The following is a 20,788-nucleotide window of genomic DNA, read 5'->3' as shown; positions in this document are numbered from 1 at the left end:
CCACGCTGCACCACTGCTTCGCGCCGGGAAGGCGCGCCGGCGTCGCACGCCGCTTCGCCGTCGAGGTCGACCGCATGAAACTTTACGACGATGGTGCCTTCACTGCGTTGAGCTGGGTGAAACCGGCACTCGATGCCACGCTCACCCAGGCGCGCGAAGCGCTCGAACTCCAGGTGGAAGAACCCGACCACCCGCAGGCGCTGCGCGACTGCGCGCGTCACCTGCACCAGGTGCAGGGCACCTTGCGCATGGTCGAGCTGTACGGCGCGGCGATGGTGGTCGAGAACATGGAGCGCATCGCCGATGCGCTCGTGGCCGACACCGTGCGCCAGCGCGACGAGGCCTACTCGGTGCTCATGCGCGGCATGGTGCAGCTGCCCGATTACCTCGAGCGCCTGCAGAGCGGCCACAAGGACATTCCGATCGTCCTGCTGCCGCTGCTCAACGATCTGCGCGCGGTGCTCGGCGAGAACCTGCTGAGCGAATCGGCCCTGTTCACGCCCAACCTTGCCGCGCCGCTGCCCGACGCGGCGGCTGGCACCGCACGCGAGCTGCCGCAGGCCGAGTTGCGTGCGCAGACGCTGCGCCTGCGGCTGGCCTTCCAGGCGGCCTTGCTCAAGTGGTTCCGCGACGAGACCGCACTCGAACATGTGCGCCGCCTCGGCGAGGTGCTCGACCGTTTGCGCAGCCTGTCGCACGGTGTCGAGCCGCGTCGTTTGTGGTGGATCGCCGCCGGCATCGCCGACTGCATCGCCGACGGCGGCCTGCAGTCGGGCGTGTCGGTCAAGCTGTTGCTCGGTCGCGTCGACCGCGAGATCCATCGGTTTGCCGACGGCGGCGAGGCCGCGTTCGCGGCGCGCCCGCCACGCGAGCTGTGCAAGAACCTGCTCTACTACCTCGCGCAGGCCGAATCCGCCGGCGCCAGCTCGGCGCGCGTCGCGCAGATCCGCGGCGTCTACCAGCTCGATGCGCTGCTGCCGACCCAGACCGAACTCGAACATGCGCAGGGCTCGATGACGGGCCGCAACCGCGCGCTGCTCGATACCGTATCGACCGCCATCAAGGACGATCTGTTGCGCGTCAAGGAGGCGCTCGACATCTACCTGCGCGGCCAGGACACCGATCCGCGCGACCTCGAGGCCCAGGCCGAATCGCTCAACCGCGTCGGCGACACCCTCGGCATGCTCGGGCTCGGCGTGCCGCGTCGCGTGGTCAACGACCAGCGCGAGGTGCTCGAGCAGATGGCACGCGGCCAGCGCTCGATCGACGAGGGCACACTGCTCGACGTCGCCGGCGCGCTGCTGTACGTGGAAGCATCGCTCGACGACCACATCGACCGCATCGGCGAGGCACCCGGTGAAGAGGCGGCCGGCGAGACCACGCTGCCGAAGGCCGAGAGCCGCCGCGTGCTCGACGCGCTGATGCGCGAGGCCGGCGTCAACCTGCAGCAGGCCAAGCAGGACATCATCGCCTTCGTCGAATCGCCGTGGGATCACGCGCGGGTCGAGCGCATTCCCGAACTGCTGGAACAGATCGCCGGCGCGCTGCGCATGCTCGATCTCGCCGATGCCGGCGCACTCGTCACCGCGATCGTGCGCTTCGTGCAGATCGAGCTGATCGCGCATCGGCGCGTGCCGACGGCCGAGCAGATGGATCGCCTGGCCGATTCGCTGGCTGCGATCGAGTACTACCTCGATGCGACGCGCGAACACCGGCGCAATCGCGAGGCCATCCTCGACGTCGCCCGCGACAGCCTGCAGGCGCTTGGCTACTGGCCGCCTGCGGCGATCGAGGCGCGCATCGCGCAGACCAGCAACTACGCCAACATCCCGCCCGCTACGCTGGCGCCGCAGCCGCCCACGGCGCCCGCGCCGCCACCGGCCGTGGTGCCACCTGCTGCCACCGAGCCGGCGCCGGCTGCGGCCCGCGACGACAACCCAGTTGTCAGCGCCACAGCGGAGTCCGCCTACCCGCAGCCGCACGTGGAAGTGCTGCCGGGCGCCGATGTGGCCGATCTCGTGGTCGGCGAAGCGCGCGCCCTGGAGGCATCGCCGCAGGATCTGGCCGGGCTGCGCCTGACGCCGACCGAGGCTGCGCCGGTCGAAGACCACGGCGAGGATGAGTGGGTCGAGGTCGAGGAAGAGGTCGAGGAAGAGGTGGCGGTTCCGGCCGAACTCCTGCCCACCGGCTTTGCCTCCAAGGTCGGCGATGAAATCGACGATGACATCCGCGACATCTTCCTCGAGGAAGTCGGCGAGGAGATCGGCAACCTGCAGCAGCAGCTGCCGCGCTGGAAGGCCGACACCTCCAATCTTGATCAGCTGACGCCGATCCGCCGATCGTTCCACACCCTCAAGGGATCCGGACGCCTGGTTGGCGCTGCCACGCTCGGTGAGTTCAGCTGGAAAGTCGAGAACATGCTCAATCGCGTGCTCGACCGCAGCATCGGCCCGAGTGAAGCGGTGGTCGATCTCGTGGATCGAGCGCTGGCGTCGGTCAGCGACCTGCTCGCGGCGCTGCGCGGCGAGCAGGTCGCTGCGTTCCGTGTCAATGCGATCATGGACACCGCCGAACGCCTCTCTGCCGGCGAAGACGTGCGCGTGCCCGAAGGGCCTGCGGCCAGCGTGCAGACGGTGCGCCGGACGGTGCGTCGCCGCGTGCGCGTGGCACGACCGCCGGCGGTCGTCAGCCAGGTCAAGCCGGTGGAAGCAACGGCCGCTTTCGGCCCGCGGCCAACCGAACCGGTGCGGGTCAGTCCGCTGCCCAACATCGATCCGGTGCTGTTCGACATCCTGCAGGCCGAAGTGGCCGCCCACACCGGTGCGATCGACGACTATCTGAGCGGCGCCGACGCGCATGCGGCCCCGCTCAGTGAGCCGCTGCTGCGCGCCGTGCACACCTTCCACGGTGCAGTCGCGATGGTCGACATCCCGACCCTCGACCACGTCCTGGCACCGCTGGAAACCTACCTGAAGCGCCTGCGCGCGGCCAACATGGCGGTGCCGGCGGAGGGACTCGGCGTGCTGCGCGATACCTGCAGCCTGTCGCGCGAGGTGATGCGCCAGTTGGCGGCGCACGAGACGCCGCTGGCGGATTCGGCGCAACTCGCCGCGCGCATCGCCGCTCTGCGCGATTCGGTGCCCGAGCCCGAAGTGGAACTGCCGTGGTACATCGACGGTTCCGAGCTCAACGGCGGCGAACAGGTCGCGGAGGAATCCGCGTCGCCGGAGATCACGCTGACTCTCGATGAATTCGCTGCCGACGTGTCGGACGATCATCCGCTACCGGCAGCCGCAGCCGCAGCCGATGCGGACGCCGGTGCGACGCAGCAACGTGCGGCGGACGCCGCGCTGCAAGCCGAAGTCGATGCCCACGTCGAGCGCCTGTCGGCCGCAGCCGACGAGGCCGCGGCACCGCCGTCCGCGCCGGCATCCGTGTACGAGGAACTGGCGGGCTTCATCGACGAGTCGCTGCAGCCAACGGTCACGCCACCCGCCGCCACCGCGGTGACGGCCGACGAGGCCGACACGACGACCGGCGCGACCGCCGCGATCGAGCCGGCGGCAGCCGCGCGCGAGGAACCTGCGGCAACGCCAGTGCCGGCGCCGGCACAAGAGGCTGCGCCGGTCAGCTTCGAGCTGAGCGGCCCGGCGGCGCTGCCGCTGGCGGACGATCCGATGCCGGATGGCCAGCTCGTGCTGCCCGACATCGATGACGACCTGCTTGACGTATTCGTGGCCGAGGGCGAGGACATCCTCGACCACGTCGATGGCGTCGTCGCGCAGTTGCGCGCGCGCCCACACGACCACGAGCTGATCTCGGCCCTGCAGCGCGACCTGCACACGCTCAAGGGCGGTGCGCGCATGGCTGGCCTCGCTCCGATCGGCGACCTCAGTCACGCCATGGAATCGCTGGTGGATGCGCTCGGCGAAGGCCGCGTGCGCATCGATCGCGCCGCGGTGGAGACGCTCGAGCGCGGTTTCGACCGCCTGCATGTCATGGTCGAGCGCGTGTCCACGCGGCGCGCCGTGGCGATGCCACTGCATGCGATCGCGCGCATGTACGACCTCGTGCCCGGCATCGAGCGCCCGGCCGGCATCCCGGGACCGGAGCAGCCGGCAGCGCAGGCCGCAGCGGCGGTCGCAACGCCAGCTGTGCCTGTCGTGGCTGCCGAAGCGGTACCGGCGGCGGCGCCGACTCCGGCGCGGCCAGCGCCGCGCCACCTGACCGCGATGGACCGCGAGGAAGCGCCGCATGCGCCGCAGGAAGTCATCCGCGTGCGTTCGGACCTGCTCGACACGCTCGTCAACAACGCGGGTGAGGTGTCGATCTACCGCTCGCGTCTGGAGCAGCAGATCGCGAGCTTCCGCGGCAACCTCGTCGAGCTCGATCAGACCGTCACCCGTCTGCGTGAGCAGCTGCGCAAGCTCGAGATCGAAACCGAAGCGCAGATCATCGCGCGCTACCAGCGCGAGCAGCACGACAACGACACCACGTTCGACCCACTCGAGCTCGATCGCTTCTCGCAACTGCAGCAGCTGTCGCGTGCGCTCGGCGAGTCGGTGTCCGACCTGGTGTCGATCCAGAGCCTGCTCGACGAGCAGGCGCGTCAGTCCGAAACGCTGCTGCTGCAGCAGTCGCGCGTCAGCTCGGAACTGCAGGAAGGCCTCATGCGCACGCGCATGGTGCCGTTCGAATCGATGGTGCCGAACCTGCGCCGCACCTTGCGCCAGGCCGCGCAGGAACTGCACAAGCAGGCACAGCTCAAGGTCGAAGGCGCCCACGGCGAAATGGACCGCAACCTGCTCGAGCGCATGAAGGCGCCGTTCGAGCACATGCTGCGCAATGCGCTGGCGCACGGCATCGAGCCGCCGGCCGAACGTGTGGCCGCCGGCAAGCCGGCCGAGGGCACCGTCGGCATCACGGTCAGCCGCGAAGCGACCGAAGTGGTGCTGCGCATCAGTGATGATGGTCGCGGCATGGATCGCGAGGCGATCCGGCGCAAGGCCATCGAGCGCGGCCTGCTCGCGCCCGACGTGCAGCTGTCCGATCGCGATCTGTACGGTTTCGTGCTCGAAACGGGCTTTTCCACCGCCGAGCAGGTCACCCAGTTGTCGGGCCGTGGCGTCGGCATGGATGTCGTCAACAACGAGATCAAGCAGCTCGGCGGCTCGCTCGCGATCGACTCCACGCGCGGCAAGGGCACCCAGTTCACGGTGCGCCTGCCGTTCACGTTGGCGGTCACCCAGGCCATCCTGATCAAGAGCGGCGACAACCACTACGCGATCCCGATGTCGTCGGTGCAGGGCGTCGCCCGTATCGCGCACGAGGATCTGGAGCGGCGGCTGGCGTCAGGCAATCCGCATCACGTCTATGCTGGCGAGGAATTCGCGATCTACGAATTGCCGCACCTGCTCGGCCTGCCGCGGGCGCATGGCGGCGACGTCGAGGCGCAGATTCCGCTGCTGATGACGCGTACCGGCGATCAGCGCGCCGCGATCCGCATCGATGGCGTGGTCGGTTCGCGCGAAATCGTCGTCAAGTCGGTCGGCCCGCAGCTGAGCTCGATCCCGGGCATCTTCGGCGCCACCATCATGGGCGATGGCTCGGTCGTGATCATTCTCGATCTGGCGCCGCTGGTGCGTCGCCTGGCCGCACTGCGTGCGCGCATCGAGGAAGGCACGGTCGAGAAAATGCCGGCCTTCATGGCGCCGGTGCAGGAGGCTCCGGTCGCCGAGCGCAGCAAGCCGCTGGTCATGGTGGTCGACGATTCGATCACGATGCGCAAGGTCACCACGCGCGTGCTCGAGCGTGCCGACTACGAGGTGGCCACCGCCAAGGACGGTCTCGACGCGGTCGAGAAGTTGCAGGACAGCACTCCGGACCTGCTGCTGCTCGACATCGAGATGCCGCGCATGGACGGCTACGAACTGGCCACCTACATGCGCAACGATGCCCGCCTGCGCCGCATCCCGATCATCATGATCACGTCGCGTACAGGCGAGAAGCATCGCCAGCGCGCACTGGAAATCGGCGTCGAGCGCTACCTCGGCAAGCCCTACCAGGAAGACGATCTGCTGCGGCAAGTACAGGAAGTGTTGAGGCGTGAACGTGTCTGAATCCACCGCCATAAGCGTGGCTCTGCTCAGTGACAGGCCGTCGCACAACGAGCACCTGCGCGCGGCCCTCGATGCGCTCGGCGCCGCGATCGCCTACGAGAGCGTGGCCGATACCTTCGATCGCGCCGCACTCGAGCGCTCGGGCGCCCAGGTCGTCATCGTCAATCTCGACGATGGCGACAACAGCGAATTCGACGAGGTCTATGACCTGCTCGACGATGACCGCTATCGCGTGCTCATCAACGATGCCGGCGTCACCAGTGCCCTGTCGGGTTGGGACCAGGCGCGCTGGATGCGCCATCTCGCCGCCAAGATGCTCGGCAGCACCGACATCAACCCGCCGCGCCCGGCCGATGCCGAGGCCGTGCCCGAACTCGTCGTCGACGCCGGGCACGACATGCAGGCGGAGTCGAGCGACGAGCCGGTGGCGGTCGCCGCCGCCGAGCCGATGCTCGCACTGGAGCCGGAGGCCGTACCCGAAGCCGAGCCGGTGGCCGAGCCGCCGCACGCAACCGAGGCCGACTGGTCGATCGAACTCGAATCGGCTGTCGCGGCCGAACCGCCGGCTGCGGCGGATCTGGTCGACGCAGCCGGCGACGCGGCGTTGGCGGTGCCGGATTTGGCGCCGGCCGACGAGGACAACCTGCTCGCGTTCGATCTCGATGAATTACTCGATGCTCCGGCGCCGCCCGCGACCAGCGGTGGCGCGGCCTTGCTCGAACCCGACGCCGCCAGCGAGCTGCCGGCGGCCGACGAGGAGGTCATCATCGAACTGAGCAGTGGCGACACCGACCCGGCCCACGGCATGGAATTGGAGCTGGACGAACTGGCTTTCGATGAAGCGGCTGCGATCCCGGCGGCGCCGCCTGCGCTTGCACCCGAGCCCGCCGCCGCCGCGCCGGCCAGTGACGAAGCCGATGCCGATGCCAGCGCCCTGCTCGGCGATCTGGATCTCGATCTGGATTTCGACGCGCCGCCGCCGCCGGTGCAGCTCGAGGCGCCGGGCGATGTGCTGCACTCCAGCGGCGATGCCAGCCAGTGGTCGATCGACGAATTGCTCGACGACGTCCTCGCGCCGCCGCCCGTGCATCCCGACGAGGAGGTCAAGGTCGACAAGATGAGCGCGGCCGAGTTTCTCGCGCCCGACGTCGAAGAGGGCGGCGTGCCGCTGCCGACCAGCAGCGGCGGGCTGTCGCTCGAACTCGTCCCGCTCGAGGAGAGCGTGGCGCCGGTGGCCTTCGAGAAGGCCTCGCACGAGACCTGGCTCGATCCCGACAGCGCGGCCGCGGCGAAAGTCCGGCGCGTGTGGGTGCTTGGCGCATCGATCGGTGGCCCCGAGGCCGTACGCAGCTTCCTCGCCGCCTTGCCGCGCGATTACCCGGCCTTGTTCCTCGTCGCGCAGCACTTGGGCGACGAATACGTGGAAACGATGACGCGCCAGCTCGCGCGCGCGGTCGCGATGCCGGTGCGCGCACCCGCGCATGGCGAGCGTGCCAGCCACGGCGAGGTGCTGATCGTGCCCAATGATCGCCAGTTGCTGGTGGACGCGAGGGGCGTGGTGGTGTTGCGCGACCTCGACGAGCCGGGTGAGTACCGGCCGTCGATCGACCGCGTGCTCGGCGATGTCGCCCAGCGCTTCGGTCCCGGCGCCGGCGCGATCATCTTCTCGGGCATGTCCGACGATGCCGCTGCCGGCTGCCGCGAGGTCGCGGCCGCGGGCGGACGCGTGTATGTGCAGTCACCCGACAGTTGCGTCGTCAGCACGATGGTCGAAGGCGTGCTCGAGACGGGCGTGGTCCAGTTCGAGGGTACGCCCGAGGAACTGGCCGCCAGGCTTGCCGAAGAACCCGCTGGAGCCTAGCCGGTCGCCGCAGGGTGGCCGGATGGGCGGATCCATGGATGGAGCGTCCACGGATCGATGACACAGGTCGCCGATCCGTTGCAAGCGGACCCGGACACGAGCCGGGCCCGCCGAGTCGACAAGGCGCAGGCAGGCACCTTGTCGACACCGTGTCAGTTGCGTCGCGGACGATGTGCCGCGGCGCCAGCCGAGGAATGCGAAGATGGCCGAACTCCCACGTGAAATCCGCGGCGTCATGGTGCCGGTCACCGACGGGCGCGTGCTGCTGCCCAACGCCACGGTGGCCGAGGTCATCAGTTACACGACCCCAGAGCCGATCGAGCAGGCGCCGGCTTGGCTGCTCGGGCGCCTGCGCTGGCGTGGCTGGCGCCTGCCGCTGGTGTCGTTGCCCGTGCTGACCGGGCGCCTGGCCGAGGAAAGCCGCAGCAACGCACGCGTGGCCATCCTCAAGGCGCTTGGCGGCAACGCCGCGATGCCGTTCATCGCGCTGCTCGTGCAAGGCTTCCCGCGCCTGACCACGATCACCCAGGAGCTGCTGATCGCCACCAGTGACGACGAGGTGCACCCCCCCGGCGTGCGCGCCGAGGTGCTCGTGCGCGACGACCGCGCGATCATCCCCGACCTCGATGCGATCGAGGCCATGGTCATCGAGGCGACCGCTGCCTGAGCCGCGCGCCGGCGGCGCAGTGGATCGCCGCCGCCTCGCTCCTCACAACCGCACCGCCGCGCGGCTCGCCCGGTGCGGGGCCGCCTCAGCGGCCTTCGATGCGCCCGAGGCGACTGCCCGCCGCGAGGTCGTGCCAGGCACGTCGCTCGCGATCGATCAGGCACCAGGCAAACCCGAGCCCCGCCGCCGCCAGCGACAGCAGCGCCGCCGCGAAGCGCAGCAGCGCGCGCGACCAGGTCAGGCCCGTGCCGTCGGCGGCGACCACGCGAATGCGCCAGGCGCGCATGCCGATAGTCTGTCCGCCGCGCGCCCACGACACCACGAAGTAGGCGGCCGTTACCGCCAGCAGCGCGCCGCGCAGCGCGAATTGATACAGCCACGGCGGATGCGCCACGTCGACGGCGCCGTGCGCCGCGGCGAGGAACAGCGCAGCCACCAGCAGCCACAGGCCGAGCAGTGGAAACAGGTCGTACAACAGTGCGGCCAGGCGCAGCCACAGCGCCACGGGCTGGAACGAGGGCATCGAGGTGCGGGTGAAGGATGACGGCGCCTAGCCTCGCGGTTTAATCTTGCGCGCGCAAGCGCGCCGCGCTCCGGAGCCTGTGGATCCCACCTCGTGCCAGTCCGCGCCGTCAACGCCGCCGCGCCGGCTCGCCGGCAGCAACCCGCCACTGCGGCCCCTGCGCCAGCCGACGCGCAACTCATCGCCTGGTTCAGCGAGCGCAGTTGGGCCGAACTGGGGCTGGCCGACAACACCCTGGCCAGCTACCGCACCGACCTGCGCGGATTCGCCGTCTGGCTGTTCGGCCGCGGCAGTGGCCTTGCCACCGCATCGCGCGCCGACGTGCAGCAGTACCTGGCCGAACGCGTGGCGGCAGGCTACAAGCCGCGCTCGACCGCGCGCCTGTTGTCGACGCTGCGCCACTTCTACCGCCTGCTCGTGCGCGAGGCGCGCATCGAAGCCGATCCGAGCCTGCTGGTGGAAGCGCCCCGACTCCCACGCAGCCTGCCCAAGGCACTGTCGGAGGGGGACATCGAGGCCTTGCTGCGGGCGCCGCCCGATACGCCGCTGGGCCTGCGCGATCGCGCCATGCTCGAGCTCATGTATGCCTGCGGACTGCGCGTGAGCGAACTGGTCGGCATCGGCGCCGCGCAGGTCAATCTGCGCCAGGGTGTCCTGCGCGTGGTCGGCAAGGGCGGCAAGGAACGGCTGGTACCGCTTGGCGCCGAGGCGGCGCATTGGCTGAGCCGTTATGTCGGCGAAGCGCGCCCGGTGCTGCTCAAGGGCGGGCACAGCCAGGCGCTGTTCGTGACCGCGCGCCGCAGCGCGCTGACCCGGCAGATGTTCTGGATCATCGTGCGCCGCCATGGTGCCGCGGTCGGCATCGCCGCCGGTCGCATCTCGCCACATGTGCTGCGTCACTCGTTCGCCACCCATCTGCTCAACCACGGCGCCGACCTGCGCGCGCTGCAGCTCATGCTTGGCCACAGTTCGCTGTCGACGACGCAGATTTACACGCTCGTCGCGCGCGAGGGCCTCAAGCGCCTGCACGCGCGCCATCACCCGCGCGGCTGAAGCCGCGCCCATTCGCTGCGCAGGCACCACGGCGCTGCCGACGCGCAGCGTGGATACGCCAACGCCGCCGCCGCGATCGCGCATCGGCGCGCGACCGGCCCACCGCTGCGGCAGATCGCTGCACCTCGGCCGCGGTTTGCCTTCCGCCATCGGCATGCGCGTGCCATACTCCGCGGTTGCGTCGCGCCAGCCGTTGGCACCCGGCTGCCCGGGTGGGCCCGCCGGGCCGGCGCAAGATTTCCGCCGTCGCCCCGGTCATTGGGCCGTCGATTCGCCTACTTTCGAGGTCGTCATGCGCTTTCTTTTCATTTTGGCCGGGTTCCTGCTCGCCGGCTCCGTCGTCGCCGCCACCCCGGAAGAGGTGGTTCGCCAGGCCGTCGGGCCATTCGCGCCGCAGGTCAAGATCGACGCCGTGCAGGAGTCGCCGGTACCGGGCTTCTACGAGGCGATCGTCGGCGGCGAGTTCGTCTACGTGAGCAAGGATGGCCGCTACATGCTCAACGGCAGCGCGTTCGACGTGGCCAACAAGCGCGACCTGACCCAGCAGTCGCGGGCCAAGGTGCGCAAGGTGGCGCTCGCCAAGGTCGGTCCCGACAAGCGCATCGTGTTCGCGCCGCCGGCGCCGGCCAAGACTCGCCACACGGTCACCGTGTTCACCGACATCGATTGCCCGTTCTGCCGCCGCTTCCACGAGCAGATCGCCGCCTACAACGCCAAGGGCATCGCGGTCGATTACCTGTTCTTTCCGCTGAGCATCCATCCCGGTGCCGACAAGAAGGCGCAGGCCGTGTGGTGCGCCAAGGACCGCCGGGAGGCATTCACCGCCGCCATGACGGGCCAGGATCCCGGCGCCGCGACCTGCCCCAATCCGGTCGCCGAGACGGCCAGCCTTGCGCAGACGCTCGGCATCGCCGCGACGCCGACGATTCTCGGGCCCGATGGCGCGCAGATCCCCAACCAGGTCGCGATGTCGCCCGACATGCTCGCCGCCGAGCTCGATCGGCAGGCCGGCGCCGCGGGCGCCAAGTGAACGACCGCCAACCTGCCTGCGATGAATCGCGCGGCCAGCGCCGGCTGCGCGCGTACGCGGGCCGGCCCGTCGCCAACCGTTCCATGCACGATTCCTGCCGCCGCAGCGGCCAGGGACGTCCGCAACATCCAATGAATTGCCGGAGAATGCCCATGACCTTCCGCCTCCCCGCCGCGCTTGCCGCAGCGCTCGCCATCCTCGGTGCCAGCGCCGTCGCGCAAGCCGCCGACAGCCCGGCGCAGGCCGCCGCGCGCAAGGCACTGACCGATCTCGTGCCGCAGGCCAAGATCGACGCGATCGAGCCCGCGCCGATGCCGGGCTTCCAGCAGATCATCGTCGGCAGCCAGCTCGTCTATGTGAGCGACGACGGCAAGTACATCATGCAGGGCAAGCTGTTCGACACCGCCTCCCAGAAGGACCTGACCAGCAGCCGTCTCGCGATCGACGTCAAGACGAAGCTCGACGCGGTTCCCGCGGCGCGGCGCATCGTGTTCGCCCCGGCCGGCAAGCCGCAGTACAAGATCACCGTGTTCACCGACATCGACTGCGGCTACTGCCGCAAGCTGCACTCGCAGATCGCCGAGTACAACAAGCGCGGCATCGAGGTCGACTATCTGTTCTTCCCGCGTTCGGGCGTGGGTACCGAGTCCTGGGACAAGGCCGTGTCGGTGTGGTGTGCCAAGGACCGCAAGGCGACCTTCACGGCCGCCAAGGGCGGCCAGACCCCGCCCGTACTCAAGTGTGACAACCCGATCGCCGAGGACTTCGCGCTTGGCGCGCAGGTTGGCGTCGATGGCACTCCGGCCATCTTCATGGCCGATGGCGTCAAGATCGGCGGCTACCTCGACCCCGACCAGATGCTGGCCCGGCTCAAGGCCGGTGCGGGGTTGGCGGCCCGCTGACGGACCGTTGGGGGTCGCGCCGCCGGCGCGCGCCTGATCCGCACCAGCCCGCGACGCGGCGCTGCCGCGGGCATCCATTACAATAGGCGGCTCCCTCTCGAGCCGCCTTGCGCCATGATCGTCCTCGACGGCCTGCCAGCGCTGTCCGCGTTCCGCATCGACCGCCTCAATGCCGAACTGGCGCCATTGGCGCCCGGCTGCACCGTGCGCGCCGCGCATTGGGTCTACTTCATCGACGCCGATCCGCCCGGGTTCGAGCGGGCACGCGCCTGCCAGATCCTCGACGCGCTCGATCGTGCGGCGGCCGCGGCCAGCCTGTGGGCGGTGCCGCGCATCGGCACCCGTTCACCATGGTCGAGCAAGGCCACCGAAATCCTGCGTGGCTGCGGTCTGGCGCTGCGTCGCGTCGAGCGCGGCATCGCCTTCGACGTCGATGGCATGCCTGCCGCCGCAGCGTTGCGCGAGCGCGTCACGCGCGTGCTGCACGACCCGATGACGCAGACGGTGGTGACGGCGCTGGATGAGGCGGCGCCGTTGTTCGCGGCCGGGCTGCCGGCGCCGCTGCGACGCATCGAGCTTGGCGCCGATCCCCTGGCGGCGCTGCGCGCGGCCAACGTGGAACTGGGCCTGGCGCTGGCCGACGACGAAATCGCCTACCTTGCCGCGTGTTATGGCGAGCTGCGCCGCGCGCCAAGCGATGCCGAGCTGATGATGTTCGCGCAGGCCAATTCCGAGCACTGCCGGCACAAGATCTTCAACGCGCAGTTCACGGTCGACGGCGTGGCGCAGCCGCAGTCGCTGTTCGCGATGATCCGCAACACCCATGCGCAGTCGCCCGCGCATACCCTGTCGGCCTATCACGACAACGCGGCCGTGATTGCCGGCAGCGACGGCCAACGCTTCTTTGCCGATGCGGACGATGCGACCTTCCGCGCGCACGGCGAAGCCGTGCCCTACGCGATCAAGGTCGAAACCCACAATCATCCCACCGCGATTTCGCCGTATCCGGGCGCTTCCACCGGCGCCGGTGGCGAAATCCGCGACGAGGGTGCCACCGGGCGCGGCGGCAAGCCCAAGGCTGGCCTGGTCGGTTACACGGTGTCGGACCTGCGCATCCCGGGTCTGGCGCGGCCGTGGGAGCGGCAGCGCGCGCTGCCGCCGCGATTTGCCAGCGCATTCGAGATCATGCGCGACGCGCCGCTCGGTGCGGCCGCGTTCAACAACGAATTCGGCCGGCCCTGCCTGGGCGGCTATTTCCGCGCCTTCGAGCAGGATGGTGGTGCGCCCGGCCTCGTGCGCGGCTACGACAAGCCGATCATGATCGCCGGCGGTCTGGCCAACCTGCGCGCCGGTCATGTCGACAAGCGCCGGCTCGTCGCGGGCGACTGCGTCATCGTGCTCGGTGGCCCGGCCATGCTGATCGGCCTCGGCGGCGGCGCCGCTTCGTCGGTGGCCGCCGGCAGCAGCTCCGAGCAACTGGATTTCGCCTCGGTGCAGCGCGACAACGCCGAAATGCAGCGTCGCTGCCAGGAAGTCATCGATGCCTGCTGCGCGCGTGGCGAGCGCAATCCGATCGTATCGATCCACGACGTCGGTGCCGGTGGTCTGTCCAACGCGATCCCCGAGCTCCTCAACGATTCGGGCGTCGGCGGGCGCATCGAGCTGGAACGGATTCCGAGCGACGACGCGCGCCTGTCGCCGATGCAGGTCTGGTGCAACGAGGCGCAGGAACGCTACGTGCTCGGTGTGCGCCCGGACGATCTGCCCGTGTTCGAGGCGATCTGCGCGCGCGAGCGCTGCCCGCATGCGGTGGTCGGCCACGCCAGCGCCGAGCGTCACCTGTGGCTGACCGATGCGCGGTTCGCGAGCGACGATCCGCGCCGCAACCCGATCGACCTGCCGCTCGATGTGCTGTTCGGCAAGCCGCCACGCATGCAGCGCCAGGCGCAGCGCGCCAACACGCGCGTCGATCTCGTGCCCGACCTCGATGGCATCGTGCTGGATGAGGCGGTCATGCGCGTGCTGTCGCTGCCGACGGTCGGCAGCAAGTCGTTCCTGGTGACGATCGGAGACCGCAGCGTCGGCGGCCTGTGCGCGCGCGACCAGATGGTGGGACCGTGGCAGGTGCCGGTGGCCGATTGCGCGGTCACCCTGCTCGACTTCGACGGCTGCGCCGGTGAGGCGATGGCGATGGGCGAGCGCACGCCGCTGGCGCTGATCGACGCGGCGGCCAGCGCGCGCATGGCGGTGGGCGAGGCGCTCACCAACCTGTGCGCCGCCGAGGTGGCGCTCGACGAGGTGCGCCTGTCGGCCAACTGGATGGCGGCGGCAGGTTTTGGCAGCGAGGACGCCGCGCTGTTCGACGCGGTGCACGCGGTCGGCATCGAGCTGTGCCCCGCGCTCGGCATTTCGATCCCGGTCGGCAAGGACTCGCTGTCGATGCAGGTGCAATGGTCGAGCGCGGTTGCGACCGCGCGGGGCGGCGGCACCGAGGCCGATCGCGGAGCGCACCCGGAAGGCTCGCTTGATGCGGGTTCGCGCGAGGAAGCGGTCGAGCATCGGACCGTCGCCCCGGTGTCGCTGATCGTGAGCGCATTCGCGCGCACGCCCGACGTGCGCCGCGCGCTGACGCCGCAGCTCGTGCTCGACCGTGGTGACAGCGAAATCTGGCTGCTCGACCTCGGCGCCGGTCGCAATCGCCTCGGTGGCAGTGCGCTGCTGCAGGCGTATGGTCATGGCGGCGGCGACGTGCCCGATCTGGACGATGCGCCACGTTTCAAGGCCGCGCTGGCTGCGCTCGCACAGGCGCGCGCGGCGGACCTGTTGCTGGCCTGGCACGACCGCAGTGATGGCGGCCTGTACGCCGCGCTGGTCGAGATGGCGCTGGCGGGCCACTGCGGCCTCGATGTCGCGCTCGACGGTTGGGGCGAGAACGTGCTCAGTGCGCTGTTCAGCGAGGAACTGGGCGTTCTCGTGCAGGTGCGGCGTGACGATCGCGATGCGCTGCTCGACCTGTTCACGCGCCACGGCGTGGCCACGCTGGCCCATCGCGTGGCGGTGCCCGATGACAAGCTGCGGGTGCGCGTCACGCTCGGCAGCGATGTGCTGGCCGAGCATGACTGGGCGCGGCTGATGCGCTGCTGGTCGCAGACCAGCCACGCCATGCAGCGCCAGCGCGACAATCCGATCAGCGCCGACGCCGAGTACGAGGCGCGCTGCGACGTCACCGACCCCGGCCTGTCGCCGCGACTCATGTTCGACCCGGCGCAGGACATCGCCGCGCCGTACATCGCGCGCGGCGCACGGCCGCGGGTGGCGATCCTGCGCGAGCAGGGCGTCAACGGCCAGCTCGAGATGGCGGCCGCGTTCACGCGCGCCGGCTTCGATGCCATCGATGTGCACATGAGCGACCTTGCCGCCGGGCGTTGCGATCTGGCGCAATTCCGCGGTCTGGCCGCCTGTGGCGGGTTCAGCTACGGCGACGTGCTCGGCGCTGGCCGCGGCTGGGCCGCCTCGGTGCTGTGGAACGAGCGCCTGCGCGAGCAGTTCGCGACCTACTTTGCGCGTCCCGACACGTTCACGATCGGCGTCTGCAATGGCTGCCAGATGTTGTCGCGGCTCAAGGACATCATTCCGGGCGCGGCGCACTGGCCGCATTTCGTGCGCAATGCGAGCGAGCAGTACGAGGCACGCCTGGTCAGCGTGGAGGTGGTGCAGTCGCCATCGATCCTGCTGCAGGGCATGGCCGGCTCGTGCATCCCGGTGGTGGTCGCGCATGGCGAGGGTCGGGTCGAGTTCGCCGATCCCGCTGCCGCCGACCAGGCGCATCTGGCACTGCGCTTCGTCGACAACGCCGGTTGCGTCACCGAACGCTTCCCGTACAACGCCAACGGGTCGGTCGGTGGCGCCACCGGCTTCACCAGCGAGGACGGACGCGCGACGATCTGCATGCCGCATCCCGAACGTGTGTTCCGCAGCGTGCAGATGAGCTGGCGTCCGCGCGAGTGGGGCGAGGCTTCGCCGTGGCTGCGCCTGTTCCGCAACGCGCGGGCATGGGTGGGATGAGGTCATCATTCGTGATCGGTGATTGGTGATTTGGTCAATCGGCCCGCATCTTCGTGCGGGGTTCCCGCGGGTCGCGCAGCGAGGCAGGTCATGGTGGAGCGTTCACCGATCACGAATGACGAATCCCGAGTTCCGGCTTCATCGCCCGTCCGCGGGTTCGCGCTCAAGGCATTGCTGTGGTTGCCGCTCGCGTTCGTGATCTGGCTGGCGTGGGCGCCGCTGTGGGTCTTGCCGGCGATGCATCTGGCCAAGGTCGTGCTGGTTGGCCTGTGGGGCAGCCTGTTCGATACGCTGACGCTGGGCGGCGAACTGCTCGACGGCGGCGGCCGCGTGGTGGCGCGGGCCAGCTACCTGGTGACCGTGGCGACCCATGTGCAGGTCACGATTGCGCCAAGCGCGGCCGGTGCCGGCGGCGTCGGTGTGCTCGAACCCACGCTCAACCCGATGGTCTATGCCTGGTCGCTGCCGCTGTTTGCGGGCCTCACCATGGCCACGCCGCTGTCGACCGGCCGGCGCCTGCTGCAGTTCGCGCTGGCCCTGCTTGCGATCTGGCTTGCGCAGGCGTTCGGCATCTGCGCCGAGGCGCTCAAGGTGCTGGCCTTCCAATCCGGCAGCGAAGGCGCTGCAGCGGTCGCGCAGGCGCACCTCAACGCCAACGTGATCGGCATCGCCTACCAGTTCGCGGTGCTGATCCTGCCGGCGGTGCTGCCGGCGGTGCTGTGGATGGCCTTCAATCGGCCCTTCATCGAGACCCTGGTGCGCCGCGATGCGGAACCCGGCACCCCTGCCGAAGGTCACACCAAGGCCAGGCTCCCGCCAGATCGCGACTGAACCCTCGCGCGTCGTCGCCGCGCCCTTGTGAAACAATGCCTGACCTGTCGATCCTCCACTTGCGAACCCGTCATGTCCGCTGCTGCACTCGATGATCCCGCTGTTGCCACGCTCGCCGACGAGGCGACGCTCGACGAGCGCATCTGCCAGTTCCTCGTCGCGCGTGGGCGGCTCAAGGAAAACGACCTTGCCCGTGGCCGCCGTCTGCACGAGGAAGATGCGGCCGCCGGCAGCCTCGTCTCGCTGCTGACGCGGCTGGGTCTGGTATCCGAGCGCGAGATGGCCGAGGCCGTGGCCGAACTGCTGCACCTGCCACTGTTGTCGGCCAAGGAGTTTCCCGAGGCGCCGCCGGCCAATGTGCAATCCTCGATCCGCTTCCTCAAGCACCATCACGTGTGTCCGATCGGCGAGACCGAGCAGGACGTGACCGTGCTCGTCGCCGACCCGGCCGACAGCTTTCCGCTGCAGGCGCTCCGGCTCGCCACCGGGCGCGAGGTCAAGCTCAGCATCGGCCTGCGCAGCGAGATCGATGATCTCATCGAGCGCTACTACGGCTCGGGGCGTTCGGCGATGGGGTCGATCGTGGAGAGCCTGTCGGAGGACGCCACCCGCAGCGAGGACGACATCGAGCACCTGCGCGACCTGGCTTCCGAGGCGCCGGTCATCCGCTTGGTCAACCTCATCATCCAGCGTGCGGTCGAACAGCGCGCCTCGGACATCCACGTCGAGCCGTTCGAGAACCGGCTCAAGGTGCGCTACCGCATCGACGGTGTGCTGCACGAAGTCGAATCGCCGCCGGCCGCCTCGACCGCGGCCGTGATCTCGCGCATCAAGATCATGGCCAAGCTCAATATCGCCGAGCGCCGCCTGCCGCAGGACGGCCGCATCATGATCCGCGTGCAGGGCAAGGAGCTCGACCTGCGCGTATCGACCATGCCAACCGCGCACGGCGAGTCGGTGGTGATGCGTATCCTCGACCGCGAAGCGGTGGTGTTCGACTTCCACACGCTCGGCTTCACCGATCAGTTCCTGCAGAAGTTCCTCAACGTGCTCGAACTGCCGCACGGCATCATGCTCGTCACGGGTCCGACCGGCTCGGGCAAGACCACGACGCTGTACACGGCGCTGTCCAAGCTCAATACCGCCGACGTCAAGATCATCACGGTCGAGGATCCGGTCGAATACCAGATCGAGGGCATCAACCAGATCCAGGCCAAGCCGCAGATCGGGCTCGACTTCGCGAATGCCCTGCGCTCGATCGTGCGCCAGGATCCCGACATCATCATGATCGGCGAAATGCGCGACCTGGAAACCGCGCGCATCGCGATCCAGTCGGCGCTGACCGGCCACCTCGTGCTGTCGACGCTGCACACCAACAACGCTGCCGGCGGCATCACGCGCATGCTCGACATGGGTGTGGAGGATTACCTGTTGACCTCGACCGTCAACGGCATTCTCGCCCAGCGTCTCGTGCGCCGGCTCGATGGCGCCACCGCGACCGCGCATGCGGCGATGCCCGAGGTGATCGCACAGTACGGCCTCGACGCGCTCAGTGACGAGCGACCGATCCGCCTGTACAAGCCCGGCGCCAGTGCGGCCAATCCGACCGGCTACTTTGGGCGCACCACCATCATGGAGTTCCTTGTCATGTCCGATGCGATCCGGCGCCTCATCATGCAGCACGCCGGCATGGGCGAGATCGAGGCGCAGGCGCGCAAGGAAGGCATGCGCACGATGTTCGAGGATGGCCTGGTGAAGTCCCTGCAGGGTCAGACCACGATCGAGGAAGTCCTGCGCGTGACTTCGTCGGAAGGATGATGATGAGCCTGCAATGGCGCCAACCTGAGGCAGTCGCTGTCGGCCGGACGATGGCGGCGTGGTGGCCGACCCGGCCGCCCGCGCGCCGCACCCGCTTGCGCATCGTCGGTGGCCTGCACCCATGACGATCTTCTACTACAAGGCGGTCACTGCCAGCGGTGAGGTGCTCGAAGGCCAGTTCGACCTCGGCAATCGCGACGAGGTGATCGGCAAGCTGCAGGATGCGGGCAACATTCCGCTCGAAGTGCGCGAGGCCGACGGCGGCGACTCGGCCAGCCTGTTCGCGGCGCTGTTCAAGCGCGCCACGCTGCGTCAGGCGCAGATCGTGCAGTTCACCCAGCAGCTCGCCACCCTGCTCGGCGCCGGCCAGCCACTCGATCGCGCCCTGCAGATCCTGCTCGACCTGCCCGAAACCGAGAAGGCCAGGCGCATGCTCGAGCGCATCCGCGACGCGGTGCGTGGCGGCACGCCGTTGTCGGACGCGCTGGAGGCCGAGCAGGGCACGTTCTCGCGCCTGTACGTCAACATGGTGCGTGCCGGTGAAGCCGGTGGCTCGCTCGACGACACGCTGGCGCGGCTGGCCGACTATCTCGAGCGCAGCGCCCAGCTCAAGTCGAGCGTGATCAACGCGATGATCTACCCGGCATTCCTCGTCGGCATGGTGCTGGTGTCGCTGATGGTGCTGCTGGTTTACGTGGTGCCGCAGTTCGCGCCGATGTTCGCCGACATGAACATCGAGATGCCGCTCATCACCAAGGTCGTCCTTGGCATCGGCTCGGTGCTGCAGGGGTTCTGGTGGCTGATCGTGCTCGGCATCGTGTTCGCGGTGGCGTGGCTGCGCCGCCAGATGGCCGACCCGCCAGCGCGGCTGCGCATCGACGAGCGCCTGCTGCGCATGCGTGTGGTGGGTGACATCGTGCGCAAGATCGAGACCGCGCGCATCGCCCGCACGCTGGGCGTGCTGGTCAGGAACGGCGTGCCGCTGCTGAGCGGCCTCACCGTGGCGCGCAACGTGATGACCAACACGGTGCTGGCGCAGGCGGTGGAGGCGGCGACCGAGGAGGTCAAGACCGGCGGCGCACTCGGCCATGCGCTGGCACAATCCAAGCGTTTCCCCAAGCTCGCGATCCAGATGATCAGCGTGGGCGAGGAGTCGGGCGAACTCGACAGCATGCTGCTCAAGGTCGCCGACACGTTCGATGTCGAGGTCAAGAACACCCTCGACCGCCTGCTGGCGGCGCTGGTGCCGGCGATGACGATCGCGATGACCGTGATCGTGGCGATGATCATGCTGGCGATCGTGCTGCCGATCATGGACATCGCCGGTGCGGTGAAGTGATGGGCGGCCGGGCCGCGCGATGGCTGCCGCGCGCCACCGCGCGTGAAGCGGCAACAGACGAGGGCTTGTCGCGTGGTGCGGCAAGCGTGCAGTGGAACCACCAGGACCAGAGGAAGCGATCGAGCATGAACAAGTCCCCAGGCAACATCCGTCGTCGGCCGCGCGCGGCCGGCTTCAGTCTCATCGAAATGCTGGCGGTGATCGTGCTGATTGGCATCGTCGCCGGCATCGTCGTGCAGCAGGTCGGCAAGAACGTCGACAAGGGCAAGTGGGGCGCCGGCAAGGCTGCGGTCGGTCGCCTCGCCGGCGATATCGATGCCTATGCGCTCGACAACGGCTCGCCGCCCGCGCGTCTGGAGGATCTCATCACCAAGCCCGGCAATGCGCGCAACTGGCAGGGGCCGTATGCGAAGGAGTCGGATCTGAAGGATCCGTTTGGCCATGCCTTCCAGTACAAGGCGCCCGGCGAACACGGTGATTTCGACATCACCTTCCTTGGCAAGGATGGCCAGGCCGGTGGCGACGGCGTCAACGCCGACTACGGCAACTGGCAATGAGAAGTGGTGGTGGGTCATTCGTG

The 20,788-nt window shown here is 69.2% G+C and carries 12 protein-coding genes; 11 read left to right on the top strand and 1 reads right to left on the bottom strand.

Features of this window, described 5'->3' with window-relative positions; genetic code table 11:
• Positions 1-74: 74 nt before the first annotated feature.
• From KF903_RS09250 to KF903_RS09240, 3 genes are all read left to right on the top strand, one after another.
• The gene (locus KF903_RS09250) at positions 75-6,119 is read left to right on the top strand and encodes an Hpt domain-containing protein (RefSeq protein WP_291213907.1); all 6,045 of its coding nucleotides are present in this window, start codon (positions 75-77) and stop codon (positions 6,117-6,119) included.
• 16 nt (positions 6,120-6,135) lie between these two features.
• Positions 6,136-7,980, top strand: coding sequence for a chemotaxis protein CheB (locus tag KF903_RS09245; protein ID WP_291213905.1), 1,845 nt, complete (start codon positions 6,136-6,138; stop codon positions 7,978-7,980).
• 202 nt (positions 7,981-8,182) lie between these two features.
• Positions 8,183-8,647: a chemotaxis protein CheW gene (locus KF903_RS09240; protein ID WP_291213903.1), complete on the top strand. Its 465-nt coding sequence runs from the start codon at positions 8,183-8,185 to the stop codon at positions 8,645-8,647.
• Between the two features lie 85 nt (positions 8,648-8,732).
• On the opposite strand, the gene KF903_RS09235 is transcribed toward KF903_RS09240, so the two are convergent.
• The gene (locus tag KF903_RS09235; protein WP_291213901.1) at positions 8,733-9,170 is read right to left on the bottom strand and encodes an RDD family protein; all 438 of its coding nucleotides are present in this window, start codon (positions 9,168-9,170) and stop codon (positions 8,733-8,735) included.
• Positions 9,171-9,263: 93 nt separating this feature from the next.
• Here KF903_RS09235 and xerD point away from each other — a divergent pair, with 93 nt between their 5' ends.
• The 8 genes from xerD to gspG all read left to right on the top strand — a co-directional run bounded on the left by xerD (position 9,264) and on the right by gspG (position 20,765).
• Entirely contained in the window at positions 9,264-10,223 is a 960-nt protein-coding gene (gene xerD / locus KF903_RS09230; protein ID WP_291213899.1) for a site-specific tyrosine recombinase XerD, read from the top strand.
• Between the two features lie 292 nt (positions 10,224-10,515).
• The gene (locus KF903_RS09225; RefSeq protein ID WP_291213897.1) at positions 10,516-11,253 is read left to right on the top strand and encodes a DsbC family protein; all 738 of its coding nucleotides are present in this window, start codon (positions 10,516-10,518) and stop codon (positions 11,251-11,253) included.
• A 152-nt stretch (positions 11,254-11,405) separates the two neighbouring features.
• Positions 11,406-12,155: a DsbC family protein gene (locus tag KF903_RS09220; protein WP_291213895.1), complete on the top strand. Its 750-nt coding sequence runs from the start codon at positions 11,406-11,408 to the stop codon at positions 12,153-12,155.
• A gap of 114 nt (positions 12,156-12,269) precedes the next feature.
• Positions 12,270-16,220, top strand: a complete 3,951-nt coding sequence (purL, locus tag KF903_RS09215; protein ID WP_291213893.1) for a phosphoribosylformylglycinamidine synthase — start codon at positions 12,270-12,272, stop codon at positions 16,218-16,220.
• Between the two features lie 90 nt (positions 16,221-16,310).
• Complete coding sequence (locus KF903_RS09210) at positions 16,311-17,051, top strand: exosortase H-associated membrane protein (protein WP_291213891.1); 741 nt, start codon at positions 16,311-16,313, stop codon at positions 17,049-17,051.
• A 72-nt stretch (positions 17,052-17,123) separates the two neighbouring features.
• Complete coding sequence (gene gspE / locus KF903_RS09205; protein WP_291213889.1) at positions 17,124-18,869, top strand: type II secretion system ATPase GspE; 1,746 nt, start codon at positions 17,124-17,126, stop codon at positions 18,867-18,869.
• A gap of 121 nt (positions 18,870-18,990) precedes the next feature.
• Positions 18,991-20,208 (top strand): type II secretion system inner membrane protein GspF, encoded by a 1,218-nt coding sequence (gene gspF / locus KF903_RS09200; RefSeq protein WP_291213887.1) that lies wholly within the window; start codon positions 18,991-18,993, stop codon positions 20,206-20,208.
• 125 nt (positions 20,209-20,333) lie between these two features.
• Positions 20,334-20,765, top strand: coding sequence for a type II secretion system major pseudopilin GspG (gene gspG / locus KF903_RS09195; protein ID WP_291213886.1), 432 nt, complete (start codon positions 20,334-20,336; stop codon positions 20,763-20,765).
• Positions 20,766-20,788 lie beyond the last annotated feature (23 nt).

The organism is Dokdonella sp. (genome assembly GCF_019634845.1).
GTDB lineage: Bacteria > Pseudomonadota > Gammaproteobacteria > Xanthomonadales > Rhodanobacteraceae > Dokdonella_A.
This window is presented reverse-complemented; position numbering and strand designations above follow the sequence as displayed.

Bases quoted from the DNA above. Each gene is read 5' to 3' on its own strand.
- KF903_RS09225 (WP_291213897.1), top strand. From the start codon at position 10,516: ATGCGCTTTCTTTTCATTTTGGCCGGGTTCCTGCTCGCCGGCTCCGTC.
- gspG (WP_291213886.1), top strand. From the start codon at position 20,334: ATGAACAAGTCCCCAGGCAACATCCGTCGTCGGCCGCGCGCGGCCGGC.
- purL (WP_291213893.1), top strand. From the start codon at position 12,270: ATGATCGTCCTCGACGGCCTGCCAGCGCTGTCCGCGTTCCGCATCGAC.
- KF903_RS09210 (WP_291213891.1), top strand. From the start codon at position 16,311: ATGGTGGAGCGTTCACCGATCACGAATGACGAATCCCGAGTTCCGGCT.
- gspF (WP_291213887.1), top strand. From the start codon at position 18,991: ATGACGATCTTCTACTACAAGGCGGTCACTGCCAGCGGTGAGGTGCTC.
- KF903_RS09220 (WP_291213895.1), top strand. From the start codon at position 11,406: ATGACCTTCCGCCTCCCCGCCGCGCTTGCCGCAGCGCTCGCCATCCTC.
- KF903_RS09235 (WP_291213901.1), bottom strand. From the start codon at position 9,170: ATGCCCTCGTTCCAGCCCGTGGCGCTGTGGCTGCGCCTGGCCGCACTG.
- KF903_RS09240 (WP_291213903.1), top strand. From the start codon at position 8,183: ATGGCCGAACTCCCACGTGAAATCCGCGGCGTCATGGTGCCGGTCACC.
- KF903_RS09250 (WP_291213907.1), top strand. From the start codon at position 75: ATGAAACTTTACGACGATGGTGCCTTCACTGCGTTGAGCTGGGTGAAA.
- gspE (WP_291213889.1), top strand. From the start codon at position 17,124: ATGTCCGCTGCTGCACTCGATGATCCCGCTGTTGCCACGCTCGCCGAC.